The following is a 24,077-nucleotide window of genomic DNA, read 5'->3' as shown; positions in this document are numbered from 1 at the left end:
ACCCCTGCACGTCTGCCACCCATTGTTTTCACCCGGGGCCCCCCGGGGGCGACTCGCCCGGGGGCCCGCCCCCATCTCAAAACCGGGACACTCGCGACGCCGGGGAACCGGCCCGCGTTTCCTACCTCAGGACTCGCAGTTTCGTTTCACGTCGCCGATGTCGGATGTGCACTTGTCGGCGCTGTCGCCGCCATCGGAGGTGTCGTTGGCGGACACGCCGTCGTCCGCCGACAGGATGTCGCTGCCGCCTCCGCCGTAGAGCTCGTCGCTACCGAGCCCGCCGAAGAGCTCGTCGGCCCCGGATGCGCCGAGCAGCTCGTCGTCGCCGCCACCACCGAGCAGGTCGTCGTCGCCGACTCCTCCCACCAGGAGGTTGTCGGCGACGTTGCCGGCAACGAGGTCATCGCCCGAGCCGGTCTGTGCGTTCTCCACATCGGTGAGGAAGTTGTCTCCCTCACCGGAGACGCCGTCGTCGGCGATGCCGTTGAGACTGATGTTCACGTCCGTGGTGCGATCCGCGTAGGTGCCGAGGTCGGATCCCGGTCCGCCGGAGAACCTGTCGGCGCCGTCCGCGACGTTCAGCGACCGTGCGGTGTCGCTTCCGTCCTCGCCGTTGAGCGTGTCGTTGCCGGTTCCGCCGATGAGGGTGTCGTTGCCGGCTCCACCGCAGATGACATCGTCACCGCCGAGCCCTTCCACCGTGTCGTTGCCGCCGAGCGCGGCGATGATGTCGCGGTTCGCGGTGCCACGGAGGGCGTCGATCCCGGCGGTGCCGGTGATGGTGGCCGTGAGACCGGCACAGGTGACGACAGCCTGCGCGCCGGCGGTGGGGAGAAGCAGGCCGGCCGCGGTGAGCAGCGTGACGGCCGTGCCGCCCGTCAGCGTACGGATCCTGGCTTGATGACGGTTCATCTCTATGTGTTCCTTCCTCGATGTGGATGGTCGGGTCAGCCGGCGGCCAGAACGGCTCCGAAGTTGTCGTACGGCTCCGCCACGCCGGTCAGTCCGTTCTGGTCCCACACCTGGTTGCCGCCGGCGGCGAGCCCGGTCGCGCTGCCGTAGACCACGTTGACGGCACCCGCCTCGGAGGCGTCACCGACGTCCTCGCCCCATGCCCCGACGGCCAGGTCGGTACGGCCGTCGCCGTTGAAGTCACCGGTCGTCGCCGCGTCTCCGAAGACATCGCCCGTTTCCGGTACGCCGGCCAGTGCCCCCTGATCCCAGGACTGGTTCCGGTTCGCGGTGAGCCCGGAGCCGCTGCCGTAGATCACGTTCACCGCTCCGGCGGCGTTGGGGGTTCCCACGTCCTCGCCGGGCACCCCGACGGCCAGGTCCGCGTGGCCGTCGCCGTTGAAGTCACCGCTGGTCACCGTGGAACCGAAGAAGTCACCGTCGTCCGGGGCGCCGACCAGTGGTCCCTGATCCCAGATCTGGTTGCCCGCCGTGCCCAACCCGGAGACGCTGCCATAGATCACATTGACCGCGCCGGCGTTGCTGAGGTCGCCGATGTACTCCTGCTCCACGCCGACGGCGAGGTCGGCACGGCCGTCACCGTTGAAGTCGCCAGCGGTCACCGCGGCGCCGAACCGGTCGAAGCGCTCGGCCGCGCCGGCCAGTTCCTGCTGTGTCCACAGCTGGTTGCCGGCGGTGACGAGCCCGGCCGCGCTGCCGTAGATCACGTTGACCGCGCCCGCGTCGTGGATGTTGCCGACGTCGTCCAGGGGCACGCCGACGATCAGGTCGGCGCGGCGGTCGCCGTTGAGGTCACCGGCGGTCAGTTCGTCGCCGAACATGTCACTGGCTTCCACCGTGCCGTTCAGCGGACCCTGGTCCCACAACTGGTTGCCGGCCGCGCGCAGCCCCGCCGCGCTGCCGTAGATCACGTTGACCGCGCCCGCCGTGAGCACGTCACCGACATCGTCCTGATGCGCTGCGACGGCCAGGTCGGTGCGGCCGTCGCCGTTGAAGTCCGCGGCTGCCAGCGCGTGGCCGAAATGATCGCCGCTCTCCACCGCACCGGCCAGCGTGCCCTGGTCCCAAAGCTGATCATCCGTGGTCTTCAAGCCGGCCGCACTGCCGTAGACGACACTGACCACGCCCGCGCCGAGTGCGTTGCCGACCGCCTCGCCGGGTACCCCGATGGCGAGGTCGGTGCGGCCGTCGCCGTTGAAGTCGCCCGCCGCCACCGCGCTGCCGAAGCGGTCCCCGGCCTCCGCCGCATCGGCCAGGTGACCCTGGTGAAGGAGCTGATTGCCGCTGCGGCCCAGGCCCACCGGGCTGCCGTAGATCACGTTCACCGCGCCGGCCGCGTTCTGGTCCTCGACGTCCTCGTCCGGCGCCCCGACGGCCAGATCGGCCCATCCGTCGCCGTTGAAGTCCGCGCGCACGCTGGCGGCGGCCGCGGTCACCGGCGTGGAACCCGGTGCCGCGGTGGCGGCCGCCGGCGCCGTCGCGCACGCCGCCGTCACGGCCAGGACGGCGACGGCCGCGCGCCCCCGTGCGGCCGTCGGCAGGTGGAACGTACGTCCCACCGTGGGAAGAAACTGCTTCCCAGTCATCAATTTCCTCCTGTCTACGGCTGCGGCCGCGCGGCGTGCCGCGCGCCACAACACCTGCTGCCAACGGAGTCTGTCGATGTACCGACCGCCTAGCATCTGGCGAATGCCATACCCGCGACCATCCCGAGGCAGTAGCGGTCACACCTCCGGTACGGCGTTCGTGGGGCGCGGCGCCGAGTTGCGGCGTCTGCATGCCGCGTACGACCAGGCGTCAGCCGGCGCGTGGACCGTCGCCGAGGTCACCGGTGACCCGGGCATCGGCAAGTCGAGCGTGCTGGCCCGGTTTCTGGCACATGCCCGCGGCGCCGGCGCTCAGGTGTGTGCCGGGCAGGCCGTCGAGTCGGACGGGCACGTCCCGTACGGCCTGCTGGTCAACGCGCTCGGGGACGTGGTGAGCCGGCTGAGCGCCGCGCAGTTGGCGGCGGCACAGGCCGACCTTCCGGTGCTGCGCGCCGTCTGGCCGCAGTTGCCGGGACCGGCGGATGCGCCGGAGTCGATTCCGGCGGCGCAGCGCTACCGGGTGCACCGGGCCGCACGAAACCTGCTCGCCGTCCTGGCTGCCGATACCGGGAACGGGCCGTTGGTGGTTGCGCTGGATGACGTGCACTGGGCCGACGAGGGATCGACCGAGTTGCTCGGGCACCTGCTCAGGCATCCGCCGCCCGGACCGGTGCTGCTGTTGGCGGTGTACCGGCCACGGCAGTTGGCGAGCCGGTTACGCGGCGCTTTCGCCGACGCTGCCGTGACCGGGACGAGCGTACGCGTGGATCTGCCGCCACTGACCGAGGACGAGACCGCGGCGCTGCTGCCCGACCGGCTGTCCCCGCGGCGCCGGCAGCGCCTGCATGTGGCCAGCGCCGGAAATCCGCTCTATCTCAAAGCGCTGTCAGCCGTTGCCGAGGTGGCGCCGCCCGAACCGGTCACAGGCCACCGCCCACCGGATCAGGCCGGCCTGCCGGACCCGGTCTGGTCGGCGCTCACCGCCGAGCTGGCGACGTTGCCACCGACTGAACGGCTGGTCGCGGCGGCCGTCGCGGTGGCCGGCGCGGCGGCCGACATCGATCTGCTGTCCACCGTCGCCGCGTGCCCGGCCCCTCGTGTCGTCGCCGCGCTCGACCGGCTGGCGGCCAGGGACCTGCTTCGGCCCGTCCCCGGGACCGCGACGTTCCCGTTCCGGCATCCGGTGGTGCACACCGTCACCTACGAGTCGGCTCCGGCCGGCTGGCGGACAGCCGCGCACGCCCGCGCCGCGGCTGCCCTCGCCGAGCGTGGCGCAGTGGGTACGATTCGGGCGTACCACCTGGAACGCTGCGCCGGGGCCGGAGACGCCGCGGCCGTCGCCACGCTGAGCGAAGCCGCCGCGACGGTCCTGCCCGCGGGGCCGGCGACGGCCGCCCGGTGGCTGGCTACCGCGCTGCGCCTGCTTCCTGCCGGCGACACCACCGACGCCGTCCGGTGGGAGCTGCTGGTGCGGCACGCCGAGGCGCGGTCCCTGGCCGGGGACCTGGCCGGAGGCCGGGACAGCGTCCACACCCTGCTGTCGCTCCTGCCGCGGCACCCCGCGGACAAGCGCGCCCGGGTGGCCGTGCTCGCCGCCACCGTGGAGCGGTTGCTCGGCAACGCGATGGAGGCGGAGGCGCTGCTGGCCGCGGAGCTCGCCGCCTGTCCCGAGGCGCACGGCGCCGCCGGGGTGACGCTGCGGACCGGCCTGGCCACGTGCGCGGTGCTGCGCTCCGACCCGGCCGCGGCCGATCGGTGGACCGGGCAGGCGCTGCGCGACGCCAGGCGGGACGCCCGGCCGGCCCGGCTGGCCGGAGCCCTGGCGCTCGCCGCGATGGCCGGTCATCTCACCGGCGCGTTCACCGTCGCCGCGGCGCGGCTCGACGAGGCGGCCCGGATCCTGGACGGGCTACCCGACGACGACCTGGTGGAGGTTCTGCAACCGGTCGGCTGGGTGGGTGCCGCCGAGATCGCCCATGAGCGGATCCCGGACGCCATCCGGCACCTGAACCGGGTCCTCGCGGTAGCCCACCGATACCGGCCGGCACACGTGCTCACCGACCTGTACGGACAGTTGGGCACCGCGTACGCGTTGACCGGCGACCGCGACCGGGCAGCCGAGTGTTTCGACAACGAGTACGACGCCGCGCTGCTCACCGGCAGCGCGGCCCAATGCGGTACCGCGCTCAAACACCAGAGCTGGCTCGCGCTGTGGCGTGGTGACCTGCCGGCCGCACTGCACCTGGGCGAGCGGGCACTGGCCGACGCCCGGGCGCAGCAGCACCCCCTGTCCTGGAGCTCCATGGCGATCTTCGCTCTCGCGCACCTGCTCGACGACGACCCGGCGGCGGCGATCCGGCTCCTCGAGTCGGCCGGTGACCGGCCGCACAAGCCGACCATCGATCCGGGGTCGCGGATCCGCTGGTGGGAGGTCCGGGCGGCGGCATGCGCGGCTGCCGGCGACACCGATGCCGCCCGGAACGCCGCCGAACAGGCGGGCCGGCTGGCCGCCGGCAGCAGTCTGCGGCGAAGCCAGGCACACGCGGCCATGGCACGCGGGTACGCCCTGCTCGGCGACGACCCGGCCGGCGCCCTCGAGGCAGCCCGGGCCGCGGGCACCCTCCTGGACCAGGCGGGCGACCTCATCGCCGCCGGACGTGCCCACCACCTCGCCGCGAATGCCCTGGCTGCGCTGCGCCGCCCGGCCCAGGCACGGGCCTGCTTCGCCGGCGCCCGTTCCCGCTTCGCCACGGCACAGGCGCCGCTGCTGCACGACGCCACCCTCCGCGACGAACGGCGGATGAACGCGCGCCGCCCACGGCCCGGCGATCGCCGCACCCTGACCCCACGAGAGTCGGAGGTGGCCGGGCTGGTCGCCGAGGGGTTGACCAACCGGCAGATCGCCGAGCGACTGTTCCTCAGCGTGGGCACGGTCGGGGTGCACGTCGGCCGGGTGTTCGCCAAACTCGGCGTGGGACGCCGCGCCGCGGTGGCCGCCCGGCTCGCGGCGCCACCGCACGCCGCTGACCAGGCGGACGGCCACCCGTAGGCCGCCGAGGGCGCGGCCCTGTCGGTCAGTCCCGCGCACGACGGACCACCGGTCGTTCGGCTGATCCGGCCGGCCACGCTCCGGTTCCGGCACTGTGAACAATGTAACCAACATGAAGCTACCCGCCGGTAACTCTTGTTAGGATTCCCCATTTCTTCAAGCCGCCACCATTGAGGAAGGGGACCCCATCCAGATGACCATTGTGGACACCGCGCGCTATCCAGTGGCCGACCCGGGAAGCGACGCATGGGAACGCGTCGTTTCCCGAGCACGCACCGAACTGCGCGAACTCGGATGCAGCGTGCTGCCGGAGTTCATTCTGCCGGGCAGCCGGGAGGCGCTGCGGCGAGAGGGCGCCGGGGTCGCCCCGCTGGCGTACTACGACGTTGAGGAGACCAACGTCTACAACATCGCGTTCGACGCCGACCTGCCGGCCGATCACCCGGGCCGCATCGTCATGCAGCGCGGCAACGCGTTCGTCCCACGCGACCGGATCCCCACCGACAGCGTCATCCACCGGCTGTACACCGACCCGTCCTTCGTGCGCTTCGTCGCCGCCTGCTTCGAACTACCGGAGCTGCACGAGCTCGCCGACCCGCTGTCCGGCCTGGTGCTCAACGTCGTACAGCCCGGCATGGAACACCCGTGGCACTTCGACACCAACGAGTTCACCGTCAGCATGCTGACCCAGGAGCCGGAGGAGGGCGGCGTCTTCGAGTACTGCCCGAACATCCGCTCGGCGGGCGCGGAGAACTTCGGCGCCGTCCGTTCGGTGCTCACCGGCGCCGACCGCTCGCCGGTGCGGGCCCTGACCCTGCGCCCCGGTGATCTCCAGCTGTTCAAGGGCCGGTACGCGCTGCACCGGGTGAGCGCGGTACGCGGCGCCACCGCCCGGCACTCAGCGATCTTCGCCTACTCCGAACGCCCCGGCGTGATGGGCAGCGTCGCCCGTACCCGGCAACTGTTCGGCCGGGTCCTGCCCGCGCACCTCGACGCCGAGCGCAATGCCGTGCGGGTCGACCAGTTGCTGGACTGACAATCGCGAGGAGCCCCGTGCGTTTCGACCGGACCGGAAAAATTTCGCTCGACGGCATCTACACGCAACCCGATCCCCGCGCCTATTTCACCACCCTGCGTGAGCTCGGCTATTGCATTCCCCAACTCGCCAAGCCCTATTTCCAGCAAATCATCGGGCAGTATCGCCAATCGCGGCAGGTGGCCGTCCCGACCGTCGTCGACGTCGGTTGCTCCTACGGCATCAACGCGGCGCTGCTGCGCTGTGACGCCACCATGGACGACCTGTACGACCGTTACGCCGACACCGGGCGCACCAGGCAGGAACTGCTGGAGCGCGATCGTGAGCTGGTCCGGTCGCACCGGTCCCCGGCCCGGTTCGTGGGGCTGGACGTGTCCCGGCCGGCGCTGGCGTACGCATCGGCGGCCGGGTTCCTCGACGATGTCGTGCAGGCCGACCTGGAGGCGCGCGAACCCACGCCGAGGCAGAGCGCCCTGTTCGCCGACGCCGACATCGTGATGTCCACCGGGTGCCTCGGCTACGTCACCGCCCGAACGCTCGTGCGCGTGGTCGGCTCCCGCCGGGACCGGCGGCCGTGGATGGCGCATTTCGTGCTGCGGATGTTCCCGTTCGAGCCGATCGCCGATCGCCTTGCGGCCCTCGGTTACGAGACGATGCGGGTGGACCGGACGTTCCGGCAGCGCCGTTTCGCGTCCGACCGGGAACAACGGCAGGTGCTGGAGACGATGTCCGCCGCCGGTGTTGATCCGGACGGGCTGGAGACCGATGGCTGGTTGCACGCTCAGCTCTACGTTTCCCGGCCGGTCGGCACTCCCGGCCCCTTGACCTTCGACGTCGACGATTCAATGACCCAGGAGGCCGCCCGATGAGCATCGAATTCGAGGAGACCGAGTGAGCACGTTCGAAAACGAGGACACGCTGTCGCGGGTGCCGTTGCCCACGCTGGAGGACACCTGCGACCGGTTCCTCGAGTGGTGTACGCCGCTGCTGACGGAGGCGGAATTCGCCGACACCGAGGCCGCGGTACGGGAGTTCGGACGGCCCGATGGTCCGGGGCCGAAGCTGCACGCCGACCTGGTGCGGTACAACGCGGATCCGGCCACGCACAGCTGGTTGGACGCGTTCTGGCCGGCGCGCTACCTCGGTCGCCGGGACCGGATCGCGTTGAACGCCAACTTCTTCTTCCTGTTCCGCGAAACGCCGTTGCACGGGTTCGCCGAGCCGCAGGTGGAGCGCGCGGCGGGGCTCATCGCCGCCGCTGTGAACTACAAGACCCAGCTCGACGGCGAACGCATCCCGCCGATCGCGACGCGCGGGAAGCCGTTGTCGATGGCGCAGCACAGGTTCCTGTTCTCCACCACCCGCATCCCGGGGCCGGTGCAGGACACCGTCCGAGCGCCGTACAGCGACGAGTGGCCGGGCCCGTCGGCGGCGCGGCACATCGTGGTGTTCCAGCGCGGCAACGTGTTCCGGATGAACGTGATCGGTCCGGACGGGCGCCCGTACTCCCTCGACGACCTGACGGCCGGCCTGCGTGAGGTGCAGAAGGCCGGTGCCGCGCGGGCCACGACGGACACCGCGGTCGGTCATCTCACCACGATGGCCCGGGCCGAGTGGGCGGCGGCCAGGGACCGGCTGGCGGCGCTGGATCCCGGTAACACGGCGACGCTGGACACCATCGAGACGGCGCTCTTCTGCGTGTGCCTGGAGGACCTGACGCCGGCCGACGACCTGGCGGCCGGCGATCAGTTGCTGCACGGCGACAGCGGCAACCGGTGGTTCGACAAGGCGGTGTCGCTCATCGTGTTCGCCGACGGCACGGCCGGCATCAACGTCGAGCACTGCGAGCTGGACGGCACCACCATCCTCAGCTTCGTCGACGCGCTGCTCGCCGCGTCGCCCGAGGAGCACGCCGCGAAGTCGGGTGCGGCCGCGCAGGGGGTGCCGGCGATCGAGCCGGTCACATTCGTGCTCGACGACGCGCTGCGGGCCGACATCGCCGCCGCGGCACGGTCGTTCGCCCGATACGGCGCGGACACCGCCACCGCGACGCTGTCCTTCGACGAGTTCGGGGTGGACGAGGTCAAGCGGCTGCGAATGTCGCCGGACGCGTTCGTGCAGATGGCCTACCAGCTCGCGCACAAGCGGGCCAAAGGCTTCATCGGTGCCACGTACGAGTCCATCGCCACCCGCCAGTACCGGCGGGGACGGACCGAGGCGATGCGCGTCGTCACGCCCGAGGTGCTGCGGTTCGTGTCCACGATCGACGACCCCACCGCGTCACCCGACGAACGGCGGGCAGCGTTCCGGGCCGCGGCCGACAAGCATGTCGAACGGGCGAAGCAGTGCCAGGCCGGTGCCGCACCGGAACAGCACCTGTGGGAGCTGCAGCTGATTCAGAAGCGGCGTGGGCCCGCGCTCGGCGTGCCGGAGTCGTCCCGGCTGTACGAGACGCCGGGGTGGCTCACGATGCGCGACGACTACCTGAGCACCAGCTCGGCGCCGTCGACCAGCATCCGCTACTTCGGGTTCGGGGCCACCAGCAGCCGCTGCATCGGGATCGCCTACGTGCTGCTGCCGGACCGGTTCAACCTGTACCTCAGCACACCTCGCCCGGTCGCCGGCATGATGTACACGTTTGCCGACCGGCTCCGCGAAGCGTTGCGTGAGCTGCACGACCTGCTCGACGAGCAGTAGCCCGGGTCACGGGTCCGCCGTCTCCACCATCTGAGGTCGGCTTGACGGCGGACCCGGTCCCCCCGGTTCCGCGTGTGCCGAGAACCCGTAGGCGCCGGTCGGATTCCCATTCCACATCGAATCCTGACGGTCGGCCGCTGCCCGCGTCGATGGAGCCCTGCTTGACGCGACGACAGCAAGCATCGACGGTGGTTGATGCAAGCTACGAGGGGGCAGCCGTGCGCGTGGTGTTTCGCAGTGACGATGTTCCGGTAGGTGAGCGACTGGACAGCTATCGTGAGGCCGTCTCGCGGATCCCGGTCCCCATCGCGGTCCACGCCGAACCGGGGGCAGCGATTCGCGTACAGATGGGCGTGATGATGCTCGGCCCGATCGAAGTGGCCTCCGTGCGCGCCACCGACGACACCCACGTGGAGATCCACCGGCCGCAGCGGCTCATCCGCCGCAGTGACCCGGAGGCCTTCCGGCTCCTGGTCTCACTGCGCGGTCACATCCAGATGACGCAAGGAGATCGTGGCCCACGGCTCGCACCGAACGACATGGCCTTCTATGACACGTCCCGGCCATTTCACGGCTGGCGGCAGGCCGTAAACGGGCAGTTTCACATGGCGACGTTGACTTTTCCGCGCGGCGTGCTGCCGGTTCCGGACAATCTCGTGCGAAGCCTGATCGGAGCGCCGATCAATGGCCACCAGAACGTGGCCGGCCTGATGGTCGACGTCGTCAATCGGCTGCTGACCGACTCGGTGCGATACACGAGCGCTGACGTGGCCCGGCTGTCCACGGTGGTCCTCGATCTCATGGCCGCGGTGATCGGTCATGAGCTGGGCGACGACACGGCACGATCGGCGTCGCCGGATTCCCGGCGGCGGGTGTTGCAGAACGCGATCCACGCCTACATCCAGCGGCGACTGGGCGATCCGAACCTGACACCGGAGAGGATCGCGGCCGCACACCACATCTCCGTTCGCCTGCTGCACCAACTGTTTCATGACCAGGGCGCCACCGTCGCCGGGTCGATCCGCGACGCCCGGCTGCGACGCTGCCGCGCCGACCTCGCCGACCCGCTCCAGGGTGGCTGCTCCATCACGGCGATCGCGGCGCGATGGGGGTTCCTCAACTACACCCACTTCAGCAGGCTGTTCCGCTCCACCTATGGTCTTTCCCCACGCGACTGGCGGCAGCACCACCGCCACAGGTGAATCGCTGCGCGCGATGGCAACCGGTCTGCGCGCATCAGCAACGACGTCCCCACCCGCCACTCGCAACCATCGGTAGATGTCAGCAGGCAAGGCCTCGCTCGCGTGGCGTGGCCCTGCTCGGCCAACGGATTACGGGGGAAGTACAGATGACAACGATGACGCGACGGTCGTTGCTCAAGCTCAGCGCCACGGCAGGAGCGGTGACCGGACTGGCGCTGCCGAGCGCAGCACATGCGGCACAGGTGAAAAATCTGGTTGTCGTGGGGCAGAACGGAAATCTGAATATCGTGACGCCGGGCGGCGCGATGCTCATGTACTACCAGCAAAGCTGGCAGACCGGTTCGGGGGGATTCCTCGGGCCGTTCCACAACGGCAACGGCTTCGATGCGTTCGGCTGGATCGCGTCGTGCGGTGTCGGCTACTCCTACGACAACCTGTACGTCTGCGTCAACGGTTCCGGAGTTTGGGGCTACTACTGGAAGGCCGGCCCGCAGGCCTGGGCGAACGGCGGAGCGCCCGTACGGATCGCTGGTTCGAGCGGCGGCGGGTGGGGCGACCTCGGCAATCTGATCAGCGGCGGCTACGTCGCGGAATCGAATGTCCCGGGCGGCAGCACGTTCTACACGATCGACTTCTACGGTCGGTTGTACTGGCACAAGTTCCAGGGTGTGCCCGGTGAGGGCGGCGATTGGGCCGCGAACAGCGGCCGCCAGATCGGTCGGGGCTGGGAGTCGTTCCGCTACGTCACCGCCTCTCCCAGCGGCGCGATGTACGGCGTCGACAGCTCCGGCAACATCCGCTGGTACCGGTACGAGTACCCGACGTCCGGCAATGGCGACACCTGGCGACCCGGCTCCGGCGCGATCATCGGATCAGGCTGGTACGGCGGCACCTACGGCTACCAGACGGTGCAGTCGGCCGGCGTCGACTGGGATTCGGGCGTCGGGGCCAACGGTGGCCTCTACATGGTCGACAAGAACGGCAGCCTGCGCTGGAACGAACACCTCGACTGGTACGGGGGCGCGCCGAACTGGCGCTATCCGACCGGCGGCGGCCGGATCATCGGCACCGGCTGGATGTGATAACTGATCATGGATCACCGGGGTCGCGGAGGCACGGGGAACCGCATGGAGACACGGAGTCCACCGGCCGGGCGGGGCTCGGCGGTGATCTCGCCCCCGTGCGCGGTGACGACGGACCGGACGATCGACAGGCCGAGCCCGCTGCCGTCGACGGAGCCGGTGCGGCCGGACAGGCGGTGGAAGGGTTCGAAGAGGCCGGGTATCTCGTCGGCGGCGACGACCGGCCCGGTGTTGGCGACAGTGACCACGGGTCCGGCGCAGGTCACCGTCACGTCGCCGTCCGGCACGTTGTAGGCGATCGCGTTCTGCAGCAGGTTCTGCACGGCGCGTTCGAGCAGCACCGGATCGCCGATCGCCTGTGCCGGTGCCGCGGAGAACCGCAGGTCCACGCCGGCGGCGACGGCACCGGGCCGGGCGGCGTCCACGAGGCGACCGGTCATCTCGGCGAGGTCGACGCGGTCGCGTGTGGTGAGCCGCTGTTCGGAGCCGGCGAGCACCAGCAGCCCTTCGATCAGCTTCTCGTGCCGGGCGTTCATCGCCAGCAGGGACGTCCCCAGCCGGCGCAGCTCGGCGGGCGGGTCGGGGTGGCTGAGCGCGACCTCGATCAGGGTCCGGTTGATGGTCAGCGGGGTACGCAGCTCGTGGGAGGCGTTCGCCACGAAGCGCCGCTGTGCGCCGAACGCGACGTCGAGGCGGGCGAGCATGCCGTCGAAGGTGTCGGCGAGTTGCCGCAGCTCGTCCTGCGGTCCGCTGAGGCCGATGCGTTCGTGCAGGTTGCTCTCGGCGACCCGGCGGGCGGTCGCGGTGATCTCCTGCAGCGGTCGCAGGGTACGGCCGGCCGCGAGCCAGCCGAGCCAGACACCGATGACGCCGACCCCGGCCAGGGCGAGGCCGCCCTGCCGCAGCAGGGAGGTGAGGGTCTGCTGACGGAACTGCGCCTGCAGCGCGTTCGCGAGCCGCATGGTCTCCTCGGCCTGCCGCTGCTGCTCGGGTGTCCAGGTCGGGTCGGGGCCCGTCGGCTGGGCGGCGCCCGCGGCGTCGTCCGACGGCTCCGCTACGCCGGTCTCGACGGCGGTGATCGCGACTCCGGGTATCGCCGCGACGAAGGCGGTGCGACCGAAGCTCGGGTTGCTCAGGGCGGACGCGAGCAGCAGGTAGGTGATGCCGAGCAGCACGGCGCCGACCAGCAGGAACAGTCCTCCGTACAGGGCGGTCAGGCGGGCCCGGATGGTCAGCCGGTGCGCCGTCACGGGATCTGGTACCCCACTCCCGTCACGGTGGTCACCACCTGCGGCGGCCCGAGCTTGCGCCGCAGGGTCAGCATGGTGACCCGGACCACGCCGGTGAACGGGTCGGTGTGCTCGTCCCAGGCACGTTCCAGCAGCTGCTCGGTGCTCACCACCGCGCCGTCGGCGCGCAGCAACTCCTCGAGCACAGCGAACTCCTTGCGCGACAGCGCGACGTGATGGCCGTCGCGGTACACCTGACGGCGCGACGTGTCGAGCCGGATGCCGGCGCGTTCCAGCACCGGCGGGGCGGCCGGGCGGGCGCGCCGGCCCAGCGCCCGGACCCGGGCGACCAGCTCCGCGAACGCGAACGGCTTGGGCAGGTAGTCGTCGGCGCCCAGCGAAAGGCCGGCGACCCGGTCGGTGAGGCCCCCGGAGGCGGTCAGCATCAGCATGCGCACGTCCCAGCCGGCGTTCATCACGGCCCGGCACACGTCGTCGCCGTGCACCACCGGCAGGTCCCGGTCGAGGACGAGGACGTCGTAGCTGTTGACGGCGAGGCGCCGCAGTGCGGCGTCGCCGTCGTAGGCGGTGTCCACGGCGAGGGCCTGCAGTCGCAGACCCTCGGCTATCGAGTCCGCCAGCACGACCTCGTCCTCTGCCACCAGTACACGCATCGGGCCATCCTGCCGCGCGGACCCGTTAGAAAGCTGTTAGCGCCAGCACTAATGATCATCTAACGGGCGAACTGGTGTGGTGGTTCCCGAACCAAGGGAGGAACCACCATGACATTCGCCGACAGGACCCGGCTGATCGTCGTACCGGTGCTGATCGCGGCCGTGCTCAGCGGTTGCGCGGAGAAGAAGCGGGAGCCGTCGGTGGCGTCGGCCGGCGGGAAACCGACGGCCAGTGCCGGCGCGACCGCGCCGCAGGCGCAGGACGCGGCCGCGCAGGGCCGCAGATTCGCGCAGTGCATGCGGGAGAACGGCGTCGACATGGAGGATCCCGGCCCGGACGGCATGATGCGCGGGCTCGAGGTGACCAAGGCGAACGAGGCGAAGCTGACGGCCGCGTCGGCCAAGTGCCGCGAGTTCCTGCCCAACGGCGGGGAGCCCGAGAAGATGTCGGCCGAGGACGTCGCGAAACGCCGCGAATACGCCGAATGCCTGCGGGAGAACGGCGTGCCGGAGTTCCCGGACCCCGATCCCGAGACCGGCGAGTTCCGCATCGACAAGGACAAGGACGACGTCTTCGACAAGCTGGACGCGGCGGCGCCGAAGTGCCGGCAGTTCGGCGGGGGTGCCGGCATGCCGGCCATCAGGGTGGACGGATGACCCGCCGGACGACGGCGGTGCTGCTGGTCACGCTGGTGACGCTCGGCGCCGCGGGCACGGCCGCGGTGACCCTCGGCCGCGAGAAGGAACCGGAGCCCGCCCCCGACGGCCCGGCGGCCACCACCACGGTGCGGCGCCAGACCCTCGCCGAGCAAATCAAGATCAACGGCAATCTCGGGTACGGGGAACCGGTGCCGATGAGGTCGGGCGCCACCGGCACCGTGACGTGGCTGCCGAAGGAGACCGCCACGATCAGGCCCGGCGGCACCCTGGTACGCGTCGACGACCGGCCGGTGGTGCTGCTGCGCGGCGTCCTGCCGCTGTACCGCCCGCTGGCGCCCGGCACCGAGGGCCCCGACGTGCGGCAGTTCGAGCGCAACCTGCGCGCGCTCGGCTACGACGGCTTCACCGTCGACGACGAGTACACCGCGTCGACCGCCCAGGCCGTACGGCGCTGGCAGGAGCGGCTCGGCCTCCCACGAACCGGAACCGTCACCACGTCCTGGGCGGTCGTGGCGCCCGGCAGCATCCGGATCGCCGAGCTCAAGGTAAGGATCGGTGATCCCGGGACCGGTGCGGTGCTCACCTACACCGGCACCGCTCCGGTGGTCACCGTCAAGGCTCCGGCCGCCGACGCCGCCTGGGCCGCACCCGGCGTGACGGTGTCCGTTGCGCTGCCCGGCGGCAAGCGTGCGCCCGGCAAGGTGAAGCACGTCGGCGCGAAGGCGACCGGCGCCGAGGGCGAGGACCCGACGGTGCCGGTCACCATCGCGCTGACCGGCCGCCCGGACACCGGCGGCCCACGCGAATCCCCGGTGGAGGTCACCTACACCGGCCGGCAGCGCGACGACGTGCTCACCGTGCCGGTGCCCGCCCTGCTCGCGCTGGCGGACGGCGGATACGGCCTGCAGGTCGTCGAGAACGGCACATCCCGGTACCTGGCCGTGCGGGTCGGCATGTTCGCCGAGGGACGCGCCGAGGTCAGCGGCTCCGGCCTGGCCGAAGGCATGACCGTCGGGATGCCCGCATGATCCGGATGATCGACGTGGAGAAGACCTACCCGGGCGGGGTCACCGCGCTCGCCGGTGTCTCGGCCACCGTGGCCGCCGGCGAACTGGTCGGCATCGTCGGGCCCTCGGGCTCCGGGAAGTCGACGATGCTGCACCTGCTCGGCGCGCTGGACCGCCCGTCCGCCGGCACCGTCCGCATCGACGGCCACGACGTGGCGGACCTGCCCGACCGGTCGCTGTCCGCCCTGCGGGCCCGCACCATCGGCTTCGTCTTCCAGCAGTTCCACCTTGCGCCGGGGGTGTCCGCGCTCGACAACGTCGCCGACGGGCTGCTCTACTGCGGCGTACGGCGGCGCGAACGGCGCCGCCGCGCGGCCCTGGCCCTTCAGCGGGTGGGCCTCGACCACCGGGCGGGCCACCGGCCGCACGAGATGTCCGGCGGAGAACGGCAACGGGTGGCGATCGCCCGCGCGGTCGTCGGCGACCCGGCGGTGCTGCTCGCCGACGAGCCGACCGGCAACCTCGACTCGAGCGCCAGCGCCGCGGTGATGACGCTGCTGCACGGCCTGCACGCGGACGGCGCCACCGTTGTGGTCATCACGCACGATCAGAAGATCGCCGCGGGACTCCCCCGCCGCCTGACGATGCGCGACGGCCGGCTGGGTGAGTCGTGAGCGCGCCGACGAGACCGGTACCCGCCCGGCTCGCCCCGGGCGACGTGGTCCGGGTCGGGGCCGCCGGCCTGCGTACCCGGCCGCTGCGGATCGTCCTGTCGGCGCTGGGCATCGCGATCGGCATCGCCGCGATGCTCGCCGTCGTCGGGATCTCCGCGTCCAGCCGCGCCGAACTGGACCGCACCCTGCGCGCCCTGGGCACCAACCTGCTGACGGTGGCGCCCGGCAACACCCTCGCCGGCGCGCAGGCAAAACTGCCGCCCGAATCAACGGCCATGGTACGGCGCATCGGTCCCGTGCAGAGCGTCACCGCCACCGGCCGGCTCGCGGCGAAGGTCTACCGCAACGAGCACATCCCCGCGGGGCAGAACGGCAGCATCTCCGTGCTGGCCGCGCGGGCGGACCTGCTCGAACACGTCGGCGCCCGGCTGACCGCGGGACGCTGGCTCACCGAGGGGGCCGACGGGCCGACCGTCGTGCTCGGCGCCGGCGCGGCGCTTCGCCTCGGCATCGGCTCACCCGGCCCCCGGGTCTGGCTGGGCGGCCGCTGGTTCAGCGTGGTGGGCATCCTGGCGCCGATCCCGCTCGCGCCCGAGCTGGACTCGGCGGCGCTCGTCGGCTGGCCGGCGGCCCAGCGCCTGCTCGCCTTCGACGGATCACCGACCACCATCTACACCCGCACCGCGGACGCGTCGGTCGAGCAGGTCCGCGCCGTACTCGCCGCGACGGTCAACCCGCAGGCCCCGAACGAGGTGAAGGTCTCCCGGCCCTCGGACGCGTTGTCGGCGGCCCGGGTGGCCGACAACACGCTCAACGGGATGCTGCTGGGGCTGGGCGCGGTCGCCCTGATCGTCGGTGGGGTCGGCGTCGCCAACACCATGGTGATCTCCGTGCTCGAACGCCGCGCCGAGATCGGCCTGCGCCGGGCCCTGGGCGCCACCCGCGGACAGATCCGCCTGCAGTTCCTGTGCGAATCGCTGCTGCTGGCCACTCTCGGCGGCGGCGCGGGCGTTCTGTTCGGCTCCATCGCCACCGCCGGCTACGCCTGGTACCGGACGTGGCCAGCGGTGATACCCGGCTGGGCGCTCATGGGCGGCCTCGCCGCCACCATCGCGGTCGGCGCGGTGGCGGGCCTCTACCCCGCGGCGGCAGCGGCCCGCCTCGCACCCACCGAGGCACTGACCCATTGACGCGGCGGGCTGCTCTGTCGTACCCGTCCAGGGGCGCTCGTAGGACGTCCGGTTCGGCAACCGGAATGCAACCGTTGGTTTCCTCAAGTAGGGCAACCGGGTGGCACCCGGTTGAGTCCCGGGCCTGCTCCGGCGGTCCTGGAATCTCTTTCACATGCCGGCCGAAACGCGGCCGACCAGCGGGGGAGATTCATTTTGCGACGTGCCAAGCTGCCGATGCTCGTGACAGCTCTGACCGCCGTGATCACCGGGGCCACCGCTGTCGTGGCGCCGACGTCCGCATCCGCCGCGCCGCGTACCTGCACCACCGGTGACAAGCTCGTCCCGACCTGCGGCGTGCTGTGGGGCGGTGCCGCGGGTGGCTTCACCAGCACCCCGCGTGACCAGGCCCTCAAGAGCTGGGAGAAGGCGTCCGGCCGGACCGCGACGATCTTCCACCAGTACCACAAGGGCGACGAGGTCTTCCCCACCAAGGCCGAGATCGCGATGACCCAGGACCCGGCCAACCCGCGGATCCTGCTGGAGAACTGGAAGGTCGCCGAAGGCTCGACCTGGGCGAAGGTCGCCAAGGGCGAGCAGGACGCCCGCATCGACGCGTTCGCCGAGCGGGCGAAGGCCTACGACAAGCCGTTCTTCCTCGCCCTCAACCACGAGCCGGAGAACGACGTCATCGCGAAGAAGGGCTCCGGCTGGGAGGCCAAGGACTTCGCCGCCATGTACCGGCACACCATCGAGCGCCTCGAGCAGCAGGGCGTCACCAACGTCGTCAACGTGATGGCCTACATGGGCAACGAGAAGTGGATGGCCCAGTCCTGGTGGAAGGACCTCTACCCCGGCGACGACGTCGTCGACTGGATCGGCCTGGACTCCTACTCCTCGGTCGAGAAGGGCTACTACCACCACGGCAACTTCGCCAGCCTCCTCGACCGCAAGCCCACCAACGGCGGTCAGGGCTTCTACGACTGGGCCGCCACCAAGCACGCCGACAAGCCGTTCATGGTCGCCGAATGGGGCGCCTACCACCGCGTCGGCAAGAACACCGACAAGTCCGCCCTGTACAACAACGTCGTCCCCGAGCTGAAGAAGCGCCCCCAGATCAAGGCGATCGTGCACTTCGACACCCGCAAGGACGACCAGGGCGACCGCGACATCAGCATCGACAGCACCAAAGCCAGCCTGACCTCGTTCAAAAAGCTCGCCGCCGACCCCATCTTCAACGTCAAAATCGGCTGACCCGAACATTCCCCGGTACGACAAGCGCCGCCCGGTCCCCGCCGGGCGGCGCTTCTCGTACCCAAGCCGAGATCGAACCGTTTGGTGACGGTCGGTTCGCCGTAGGCGGCGTACAGCTTGCTCTATGGCGTAGCTTCCATCGGCGGCCGGGGTAACGTCTGCTGCCGGAGCGCCCGACGGGTGCCGCCGCACCGGGCGTTTCACGGGAGGAGACTGATGACCAAGGCTCTTGTCATCGGCGGCGGCATCGCCGGTTGCGCAACCGCCATCGCGTTGCAGGCGGTGGGGTACGAGCCCGTCGTGTACGAGGCGTATCCGGCCGGCGGGGACGATGCGGGCGCGTTCCTCACCGTGATGGGCAACGGCATGGCGGCGCTGCGCTCCCTCGACGCGCACCGACCGGTGATCGCCGGGTCGTACCCGGCCGCCAGTGTGGAGATCTACGACGCCGGAGGGCGCCTGCTGGAGACCCGCGGGATCGGCGACGCGGGCGACACGGGTCCGCGCACCCTGCTGCGGTCCACGCTGTACCGGGCGCTGCAGGGCGAGGCGGTGTCGCGCGGAGTGCGCATCGAGCACGGGCGCCGGCTGGTCCGGGCCGGGATGATCGCCGGTGGTGGGGTGCAGGCGACCTTCGCCGACGGCAGTTCCGTTGCCGGCGACATCCTCGTCGGCGCGGACGGCATCCATTCGGCGACCCGCCCCCTGATCGACCCGGATGCCCCGCGCCCGCGCTACACCGGCCAGGCGGTGGTCTACGGCTATGCGTCCAGCGTGCCGGCACCCACCGCCCCGGACGCGTACCACATGATCTTCGGTAGCCGGGCGTTCTTCGGCTACACGGCGGCCCCCGACGGGCGTACCTGGTGGTTCGCGCGGATTCCCGGACCGCAGGCGGGACCGTCCGCGACCACGGCCGCGCAGTGGCGCGAGTGGGCGTTGCGGGCGTTCGCCGACGACGCGTCTCCGGCCGCCGCCGTCATCCGTGCCACCGGCGACGATGTCACGGGCGGCGACTCGTACGACGTACCGACCACGCCCATCTGGCATCGCGAATCCATGGTGCTCGCCGGTGACGCCGCACACGCCGCGTCACCGGCGGCGGCCCAGGGCGCGTCGATGGCATTGGAGGACGCGGTGGCACTGGCGCGCTGCCTCCGCGAGCAGGCGGACGCCGCCGCGGCCTTCGCCGCCTACGAGGCGATCCGCCGGGAACCAACGGAACAGACTGTTGCGGCAAGCGCGCAGATGAGCCGGCGCATCCACCCCGGGGACGCGGCCGCCGCGGGTTAGCCGTAGCGCCGCCATGCTGAACCCGTCGATCATCAGCACCGGCGCTCGGCCACGATCGTTCGACCATCATTGGTGGATCATGACGGTCGACGCCGTTACCGCTTGCTGCCGATTCCCCGGTGGCGCGCCTTCGGCTGATCGTTCGCCCGTTCGGGCTACAGGCCGACCTTCTTGACGCCGTAGGTGGCCTGCGCGGTGGTGAATCCCTCGTACTTGAGCTGCTTGATCAGCCCGGAACGGGAGAACGAGCTTGAGTCCAGGTAATCCTCGGCCTTCTTGGCGGCCTGTTCGTTCCAGTCGGCCTTCTGCGCGTCCACTCCGAAGGTGGCGTCCTTCGTGGAGAAGCCTTCGAACTTGAGCTGCTTGATCAGCCCGGAACGGGAGAAGGCGGTGTAGTCCAGGTAGTCGGCTGCCTTCTCAACGGCGTTCTCCTGGGCGACGGTCAGCTTCTTGGTGGCCTGGGTGGTCGCCTCCGCAACGGCCTTGGTGGTGACGTCGGTCGTGGGCTCGGTGGTCGATTGCTTCGTGGCCGCGGTCGTCGTCACCGCGGTCGTCGCCGTCGTCGCGGCGGCGTTGTCCTTCGCGGCGTCGTCGCCCGCGGCGGCCACCGCACCGATGCAACAGAGTCCGACCAACCCGCCCACGACCGCGAGCACGATCTTTCCGGTGTTCTTCTTCGGCGGCGCGACCGGCGGCGGGAAACTCGCGTAACCGGGCGGAACGGGCTGACCGGGCACCCCGACCGGCTGGTACCCGGCCGGCGGCGGTGACCAGCCGGGCGGCGGCTGCGGGACGGGACGGTTGGGGTCAAACGGCTGCTCGTTCGTGGGCGGCCCGGAGTAAGACATCATAATCCCTCACGACGGAAACGAAACTCGCGTGATGCCGGACCACCGTCCGCAGTCATCACCGCGTCAAGATTTAAACGAATCAGCAGTTCAGTACGGGTGAGTCATTCGGCTGCTTCCCCACTCTGACCGGTCAGGCCGATCAAGACTTCGGGCATCATCCACAACCGATCGGCGACCGGCGACAGCCGTCCGCCCATTGTCCTCGCTCCCCTGGAGACAACGGAGACCGTGCGGACGGCTGGAAATACGTTTCTCCGATTGCGTGCGCTCCATAGGATCTCCGGTGATCAAGGGAGATGACACGGTGGGCGATTTCCAGCAGTTCGTAGCGGATGTGACTACACGTCTGTCCGCGATGTCCAAGGGCGAGTTGTACGTCGTCGGCGACGGTCTCGACCGGGACTCACTCTGGCTCACCTTTCTCGATTCCTTCCCCGCCGGCACCAATCTTCGGTTCCGTGAGCGGTCCGAGTACGACTGCTCGACCTGCCGCGGATTCGTCAAAAGCCTCGGCAACGTCGTCGAAATCCACGACGGGCAGGTCCGTACCGTCTGGTCCGGGGTTTCCGCATCCGACCCGGTCTTCTCCGTCGTCGCCGCCGCAATGGACGAATTCGTCGGCTCGCTGCCGTTGTCCGGCGTTTTCCGGTCCGCCGAGGCGCAGTACGGGACGGGGACGACCCGGACGCTGCGCGACGGCCAGGTCGAGGTGTGGCACCACCTGCACGGCCGGGTGGAGGAGCGGCATCACACCAGGGACGTCGGCGCGGCACGGGGCACCTTCGATGCCGCGGTGCAGGTGTTCCAGCGCGGCCTGGCCGAGCTGACCCAGCACGCTCTGGACACCGTCGTCGACCTCATCGACGACAACGCCCTCTACCGCGGCACGGAGCATCGCCGGGCGGTGACCGAGTTCCGGTCGCTGCGGAACCGGTGGACGCAGGCGGCCGACGGACGGGCCTTCGTTTTCGCCAACGCCATGAACCCGGCGGCCCGGTTCCGCAACACGGTGATCGGCACCCTCGTCCAGGATCTCTCCGCGGGCGTCGACCTGGAGCAGGCGGTCCGGTCGTTCGAGGCGAAGGTGGCGCCGCAGAATTACCAGCGCCCCACGGCGCTGATCACCCCGGCCATGGTCAAGGCCGCCATGAAGACCATCGGCGACCTGGGCATCGAGGAGTCGCTGCAGCGACGGTTCGCCCGGCTGTCCGACGTGTCGGTCACCAACGTGCTGTGGGTCGACAACGACACGCAGTCGCGGATGAAGGACGGCATCGAAGGGCTGCTCATGCAGGCGGCCACCACCGGTTCGGCAGGTGCGCGCCTTCGGGACGCGAAGCCGGAGGAGATCCCCGTGATCGCCTTCATGAAGGACGTCCTGCCCGGTGCCGCGTCCATCGACCTGTGGGTCGCCAACAGTCACGAACCGCACTTCGTCAGTCTCACCACCGGCCGGAACCCGGACGCCCCGCGGCTGTTCACCTGGGACAACGATTTCGGCTGGTCGTACGGCGGCAACGTCACCGACTCGATCAAGGAGAAGGTCAAGCGGGCCGGCGGCAACGTCACCGGCAAGCTGCGGGTGAGCCTGTCCTGGTTCAACCACGACGACCTCGACCTGCACGTGTTCGAACCCAACGGCGACCACATCTGGTACCAGGACAAGCGCAACAAACTGGACGTCGACATGAACGCGCACGGGCCGCTCTCGCGCGAGCCGGTGGAGAACGTGACCTGGGCCGACAACATCGCCGACGGCGAGTACCGGATCGAGGTGAACCAGTTCCGCAAGCGGGACAGCGCCGGAGTCGGCTTCGTGATCGAGACCGAGAGCAACGGAAAGATCGAGCATTACAGCCACGAGCGAGCGGTCGGCCAGAAGGAGACCGTCGAGGTGGGCCGGATGACGGTCGCCAGCGAGGTGATCACCGCTTTCCGGCCGGGGAAGGACATGCGGTCGGGCAGCGCCGGCAAGGATCTGTGGGGCATCACCACCGAACAGTTCGTGCCGGTGTCCACCGTCATGTACTCGCCGAACTACTTCGACGACAACGAGGTCGGCAACCGCCACTACTTCTTCATGCTGAAAGGGTGCGTGAACGACCAGCCGGCCCGGGGGATCTACAACGAGTTCCTCCGCGGCGACCTGTACCCGCACCGAAAGGTGTTCGAGGTCCTCGGCGACCGCACCAAGTGCGAGCCGTCGGAGGATCAGCTGTCCGGCCTCGGCTTCAGCTCCACGGTCCGCAACTCGGTGGTCGCCAAGGTGACGATGACCGGCGGCCGGCGCCGCCTCCTCAGCATCCAGTTCTGAATCCCTACCCGGACATCCGAGAGAGGCCACCGTGACCATTTTCGAGAAGGCCACGCGGGAGAAGTTTCGCTACCCGTCGACCAAGGGCCTGCTGACCACGGAACAGCTGTGGGACCTTCCGCTGACCGCCAAGGCCGGCTTCAGCCTCGATGACGTGGCCAAGGCCGTCAACGCCGAACTCAAGGCCATCGACACCGAGTCGTTCGTGGCCACCGCGACCAATCCGGCCAAGGCAACCTTGGAGACCAAGTTGGAGGTCGTCAAACACGTCATCGCCTTCCGCCTCGCGGAGGAGCAGGCGGCGAAGGCGGCGGCGGCCAAGAAGCTGGAGAAGGAGAAGCTGCTGGCGGTCCTGGGCCGCAAGCAGGACGCGGTCCTGGAAAACCTGACCGAGGCGGAGCTGCTGGCCCGGATCAACAACCTGTAGTTGTCATCAGGGGGTTCCGGTGAAGGCCTCCCGATGACGCTGTGCCCAGTCCCGGAAGGTCGCCGGGGAGCGTGCCAGCACCGTCGCTACGTCCTCGGTGAGGATGCGGTTGTGCCCGGCACGCGCCCAGGCGGTCCCGATGACGGTGGCCTCGACTGCGGCCGGGGGCATCCCTGAGGAGAGCAGCTGTTGGGATGCGCTGGTCGAGGGGACGTCGACGCTGACGACGGGGCGACCGATGACCTCGGCGAGTTGACGCGCCTGGTCGGGAACGCTGAGCAACTCCGGACCGGTGAGCGTGTAGGTCTTGCCGGCGTGCGCGGAATCAGTGAGGGCGGCGACCGCGACCGCGGCGATGTCGCGTGGATCGATGACGCCCTGCGCGCCGTCGCCGGTCAAGTTGGGTACGGGTTGCCCGGCGCGGATGGCGCCCGACCAGTGGAGGCAGTTGGAGGCGAAGCTCGACGGCCGCAAAACCGTCCATGTCAGGCCACTGGCGCGGACGGCGTCCTCAGCCGTCTGGTGCCAGGCGCCGACGGTTGCGCCGCCGAATCGTTCGCCGGTGCCGATCGCGGAGAGTTTCACCACTGAGCTGACCCGCGCCGCCCGGGCGACCGCCAGCAACGCCAAGTCATGATCTGGTGTGGGTGTGGCCGGAGCGGTCAGCAGGAACACGGCGCGGACGTCGGCCACCGCCCGGCGCAGAGAGGCAGGGTCTTCGAAGTCGGCCTGCACCACATCGACGCCCGGCGGCATGGTGCGGCCGGGCCGCGTCCTGGTCATCGCGCGAACGGGCTGCCCGCTCTGCCGCAGAAGCCGCACAACGTGGCGGCCGATGGTGCCGGAGGAACCGGTAACGAGGATCATGGGTGTCACCGTTGCAGGACGACCGTGGCCAGGC

General features: G+C 70.4%; 20 protein-coding genes. 14 read left to right on the top strand and 6 right to left on the bottom strand.

Annotated elements, in window-relative coordinates:
* Positions 1 to 126: 126 nt before the first annotated feature.
* Both KZ829_RS08445 and KZ829_RS08440 read right to left on the bottom strand, forming a co-directional pair.
* Positions 127 to 912, bottom strand: a complete 786-nt coding sequence (locus tag KZ829_RS08445; RefSeq protein ID WP_220143271.1) for a calcium-binding protein — start codon at positions 910 to 912, stop codon at positions 127 to 129.
* 35 nt (positions 913 to 947) lie between these two features.
* A complete protein-coding gene (locus tag KZ829_RS08440) occupies positions 948 to 2,531 on the bottom strand; it encodes an FG-GAP repeat protein (protein ID WP_220143270.1) in 1,584 nt (527 codons plus the stop codon).
* Positions 2,532 to 2,661: 130 nt separating this feature from the next.
* Between KZ829_RS08440 and KZ829_RS08435 the strand changes: the two genes are divergently transcribed.
* The 6 genes from KZ829_RS08435 to KZ829_RS08410 all read left to right on the top strand — a co-directional run bounded on the left by KZ829_RS08435 (position 2,662) and on the right by KZ829_RS08410 (position 11,624).
* A complete protein-coding gene (locus KZ829_RS08435) occupies positions 2,662 to 5,607 on the top strand; it encodes an ATP-binding protein (protein ID WP_220143269.1) in 2,946 nt (981 codons plus the stop codon).
* Between the two features lie 193 nt (positions 5,608 to 5,800).
* Positions 5,801 to 6,643, top strand: coding sequence for a HalD/BesD family halogenase (locus KZ829_RS08430; RefSeq protein WP_220143268.1), 843 nt, complete (start codon positions 5,801 to 5,803; stop codon positions 6,641 to 6,643).
* Between the two features lie 17 nt (positions 6,644 to 6,660).
* Complete coding sequence (locus KZ829_RS08425) at positions 6,661 to 7,512, top strand: class I SAM-dependent methyltransferase (RefSeq protein WP_220143267.1); 852 nt, start codon at positions 6,661 to 6,663, stop codon at positions 7,510 to 7,512.
* Between the two features lie 22 nt (positions 7,513 to 7,534).
* Complete coding sequence (locus tag KZ829_RS08420) at positions 7,535 to 9,340, top strand: choline/carnitine O-acyltransferase (RefSeq protein ID WP_220143266.1); 1,806 nt, start codon at positions 7,535 to 7,537, stop codon at positions 9,338 to 9,340.
* A 161-nt stretch (positions 9,341 to 9,501) separates the two neighbouring features.
* Positions 9,502 to 10,542 carry a helix-turn-helix domain-containing protein gene (locus tag KZ829_RS08415; protein ID WP_220143265.1) on the top strand — a complete coding sequence of 347 codons (1,041 nt, stop codon included), beginning with the start codon at positions 9,502 to 9,504 and terminating at the stop codon, positions 10,540 to 10,542.
* A 107-nt stretch (positions 10,543 to 10,649) separates the two neighbouring features.
* Positions 10,650 to 11,624 (top strand): tachylectin-related carbohydrate-binding protein, encoded by a 975-nt coding sequence (locus tag KZ829_RS08410; RefSeq protein WP_220143264.1) that lies wholly within the window; start codon positions 10,650 to 10,652, stop codon positions 11,622 to 11,624.
* 14 nt (positions 11,625 to 11,638) lie between these two features.
* Here the strand turns inward: KZ829_RS08410 and KZ829_RS08405 are convergent, their stop codons facing one another.
* Both KZ829_RS08405 and KZ829_RS08400 read right to left on the bottom strand, forming a co-directional pair.
* Positions 11,639 to 12,874: a sensor histidine kinase gene (locus KZ829_RS08405; protein WP_220143263.1), complete on the bottom strand. Its 1,236-nt coding sequence runs from the start codon at positions 12,872 to 12,874 to the stop codon at positions 11,639 to 11,641.
* Positions 12,871 to 13,527 carry a response regulator transcription factor gene (locus KZ829_RS08400; RefSeq protein ID WP_188122252.1) on the bottom strand — a complete coding sequence of 219 codons (657 nt, stop codon included), beginning with the start codon at positions 13,525 to 13,527 and terminating at the stop codon, positions 12,871 to 12,873. The genes KZ829_RS08405 and KZ829_RS08400 overlap by 4 nt, the downstream gene beginning before the upstream one ends.
* A gap of 108 nt (positions 13,528 to 13,635) precedes the next feature.
* On the opposite strand from KZ829_RS08400, the gene KZ829_RS08395 reads away from it, so the two are divergent.
* The 6 genes from KZ829_RS08395 (at position 13,636) to KZ829_RS08370 (ending at position 19,584) form a co-directional block, all read left to right on the top strand.
* Entirely contained in the window at positions 13,636 to 14,184 is a 549-nt protein-coding gene (locus KZ829_RS08395; RefSeq protein ID WP_220143262.1) for a hypothetical protein, read from the top strand.
* Positions 14,181 to 15,215, top strand: a complete 1,035-nt coding sequence (locus tag KZ829_RS08390; protein ID WP_220143261.1) for a peptidoglycan-binding protein — start codon at positions 14,181 to 14,183, stop codon at positions 15,213 to 15,215. Before KZ829_RS08395 ends, KZ829_RS08390 begins: the two co-directional genes overlap by 4 nt.
* Positions 15,212 to 15,868, top strand: a complete 657-nt coding sequence (locus KZ829_RS08385) for an ABC transporter ATP-binding protein (protein ID WP_220143260.1) — start codon at positions 15,212 to 15,214, stop codon at positions 15,866 to 15,868. Before KZ829_RS08390 ends, KZ829_RS08385 begins: the two co-directional genes overlap by 4 nt.
* Positions 15,865 to 17,058, top strand: coding sequence for an ABC transporter permease (locus tag KZ829_RS08380; protein ID WP_220143259.1), 1,194 nt, complete (start codon positions 15,865 to 15,867; stop codon positions 17,056 to 17,058). The genes KZ829_RS08385 and KZ829_RS08380 overlap by 4 nt, the downstream gene beginning before the upstream one ends.
* A 195-nt stretch (positions 17,059 to 17,253) precedes the next feature.
* Positions 17,254 to 18,291, top strand: coding sequence for a glycoside hydrolase family 26 protein (locus tag KZ829_RS08375; protein ID WP_246635232.1), 1,038 nt, complete (start codon positions 17,254 to 17,256; stop codon positions 18,289 to 18,291).
* Positions 18,292 to 18,507: 216 nt separating this feature from the next.
* The gene (locus KZ829_RS08370; RefSeq protein ID WP_220143258.1) at positions 18,508 to 19,584 is read left to right on the top strand and encodes an FAD-dependent monooxygenase; all 1,077 of its coding nucleotides are present in this window, start codon (positions 18,508 to 18,510) and stop codon (positions 19,582 to 19,584) included.
* Between the two features lie 155 nt (positions 19,585 to 19,739).
* Here KZ829_RS08370 and KZ829_RS08365 read toward each other — a convergent pair whose 3' ends face one another.
* Positions 19,740 to 20,432, bottom strand: coding sequence for an Ltp family lipoprotein (locus KZ829_RS08365; RefSeq protein ID WP_220143257.1), 693 nt, complete (start codon positions 20,430 to 20,432; stop codon positions 19,740 to 19,742).
* A 307-nt stretch (positions 20,433 to 20,739) separates the two neighbouring features.
* Between KZ829_RS08365 and KZ829_RS08360 the strand changes: the two genes are divergently transcribed.
* Complete coding sequence (locus KZ829_RS08360; protein ID WP_220143318.1) at positions 20,740 to 22,749, top strand: DUF8224 domain-containing phage-derived protein; 2,010 nt, start codon at positions 20,740 to 20,742, stop codon at positions 22,747 to 22,749.
* 31 nt (positions 22,750 to 22,780) lie between these two features.
* A complete protein-coding gene (locus tag KZ829_RS08355) occupies positions 22,781 to 23,176 on the top strand; it encodes a hypothetical protein (protein WP_220143256.1) in 396 nt (131 codons plus the stop codon).
* Positions 23,177 to 23,182: 6 nt separating this feature from the next.
* Here the strand turns inward: KZ829_RS08355 and KZ829_RS08350 are convergent, their stop codons facing one another.
* The gene (locus tag KZ829_RS08350) at positions 23,183 to 24,043 is read right to left on the bottom strand and encodes an NAD(P)H-binding protein (RefSeq protein ID WP_220143255.1); all 861 of its coding nucleotides are present in this window, start codon (positions 24,041 to 24,043) and stop codon (positions 23,183 to 23,185) included.
* Between the last annotated feature and the right edge of the window lie 34 nt (positions 24,044 to 24,077).

It is taken from the genome of Actinoplanes hulinensis (genome assembly GCF_019429605.1).
GTDB lineage: Bacteria > Actinomycetota > Actinomycetes > Mycobacteriales > Micromonosporaceae > Actinoplanes > Actinoplanes campanulatus.
The sequence above is the reverse complement of the archived record's forward strand: the minus strand, read 5'-3'. Positions and strand labels throughout refer to the sequence as shown.